The organism is Microvirga sp. KLBC 81, assembly GCF_003075415.1.
Taxonomy (GTDB): Bacteria; Pseudomonadota; Alphaproteobacteria; order Rhizobiales; family Beijerinckiaceae; genus Microvirga.
This window is the reverse complement of sequence record NZ_QDAH01000214.1, coordinates 1-1,979: the sequence shown is the minus strand read 5'-3', so window position 1 is coordinate 1,979 and position 1,979 is coordinate 1. Positions and strand designations below refer to the sequence as shown.

The 1,979-nt window shown below is 59.4% G+C and carries 2 protein-coding genes; one reads left to right on the top strand and one right to left on the bottom strand.

Features of this window, described 5'->3' with window-relative positions; translation table 11 throughout:
- Nucleotides 1-248: UDP binding domain-containing protein (locus DC522_RS33280; protein ID WP_245444756.1), on the top strand; the 248-nt coding region annotated here is incomplete at its 5' end.
- Between the two features lie 499 nt (nt 249-747).
- Here DC522_RS33280 and DC522_RS33275 read toward each other — a convergent pair.
- A complete protein-coding gene (locus tag DC522_RS33275) occupies nt 748-1,704 on the bottom strand; it encodes an IS630 family transposase (RefSeq protein ID WP_116532667.1) in 957 nt (318 codons plus the stop codon).
- Nucleotides 1,705-1,979 lie beyond the last annotated feature (275 nt).

Here is a 1,979-nt window from a genome sequence, read left to right as displayed (position 1 = left end):
ACGCCTATGGCTGCGCTCAGGGAGCCGATGCGCTGGTGATCGTCACCGAATGGGATATGTTCCGGGCACTCGACCTCGGACGAATCCGTAAAGAGATGAGCCAACCGGTTCTTGTCGATATGCGGAATATCTACAACCTGGATGAGGCCGTCCGACACGGTTTCCGGTATCTCGGTGTCGGTGCCCCTGGCTGGCGAACTCCCAAGTCGGGGAGCACACAGGCAAGCCGAGACAGACATGGAAAGTAACGAAAGGTCAGGCGATAAGCGCATGATCTCACACTGCTCAGAAGGCCGATCGGGACATCGCTTATTCGATGTCCCGGTCGGCCGATATGGTCGGGAACCTAGAGGCTGTTATGAACCGAACGGCATGGAGATACGGAAGTTTTATTTTCCGATACATCCGTGATGGGAGCGTCTACTTGCAAGGACAGGCATACAGGCGTCTCATGTCGTCATTCGGTTTTAGCTTCGCCTGGAATGAAACGGACACTTGAACGGGCCGCAAGCAATTTCAGACACTTACGACGGGTACAATTCATAACAGCCTCTACAGCCTCGGACCCAGAAGTGGATTTGCACTTTTGGGACCCATCCGATGCTTTCTCCTTGAATGAGAGCATCGTTGGGTGCGGAAAACCGGATCCACTTTTCGCTGACGCGGACCTCCGGTTCCGCACGATGCTCTAGTCTGAGGCGGCACGCCGAAAAGTCTTGTCAGGCTGGCATCTAGAGCCTCGGACGGTTAAACGGCCGCATATCCTGCGGCCTTGAGGTCGTTCCAGCATTCGTGCGGCTCGAACAGGTTGCAGATGTCGCCGAGGGCGCGCCAGAGCGCGTCGAACGTTCGGGCTTCGGCCTTGCGCAGGTGCGCTTTGATCTTGGCGAAGGCCTGCTCAATCGGATTGAGATCGGGCGAATAAGCCGGCAGAAACAGGAACCAGGCGCCTTGTCTCTTCAGATATTGGGCAGCCTTTTCACTCTTGTGAACGGCCAGAGTGTCGAGGATCACCACGTCACCTTTGCGCAGGGTCGGGGCGAGCTGGGTCTCGATGTACGTCTCAAACGCCTCGCGGGTGATCGGACCATCGATGATCCACGGGGCGCTCAACTCGTTGCACCGCAGCCCGGCCAGAAAGGTGTGGGTCTTCCAATGGCCAAAGGGTGCGCTCATGCGCAGCCGCTGGCCCCTGCGGGAGCGCCCGCGCAGGCGCGTCATCTTGGTGTTGACGTAGGTCTCGTCGAGAAAGATCAAGCGGTGCGGCTGCTCGCGCATGCGCGCCTGACGCTGACAGGTCCAGACGCGGCGCTCATCCCCGCACATCGGCGCGTGCGCACTCCGCGGCCATCTGGTGTTTTTATACGTGAAGCCGCGCCGGCACAGGAAACGCGAGAGCATCGCGGGGGCGGCAACGATTCCATGCTCCTCGAGGAGCCAAGCGGCCAGTTCGGGCATGGTGATGGCGGGCCTCGCCTCGACCGTCTGGATCAGGAAGGTCTCATAAGCCACCAGCTTGCCGCGCCCCGGCGGGCGGCCCTGGCGGTCCGGTGTCGGTGAGCCGAGCTCACGCGTTCGCCGCACCAGCTTGATGGCGAAACTGTCGCTGACGCCGAAGCGCTGGGCGGCTGCCCGGCAGGAATGGCCCGCCTCGACAAAGGCTGCGACCCGCACCCGAAGATCGAGAGAAGAGCAGTGGCCCATGATCCACCTCCCATTCGAGAGAGTGAATCACAACTCCTGCTCGCGCAGAAGCCGAAGAGTCCTATTTCCCGTCCGATGCTGTAGAGCTTATTCCACTTGCGCGAAATCAGCTCTCTTCTTGGTTCAACCGCAGTTTTTTGCAGCGAAATGGATCCGCTTCGCCGACACCTGTCCTAAGACAATTGAGATCCGGCGAGACTAGAGGGTGTCTGGAGATTAAGCTGCTGCATGGGCTAATCTTTTGGTCATGAGGCGGCTCATCGCGAGATAGATCC

What these genes read in the sequence shown, in the direction of transcription:
- DC522_RS33275 (WP_116532667.1), bottom strand. Translation starts at nt 1,704, where the DNA reads ATGGGCCACTGCTCTTCTCTCGATCTTCGGGTGCGGGTCGCAGCCTTT.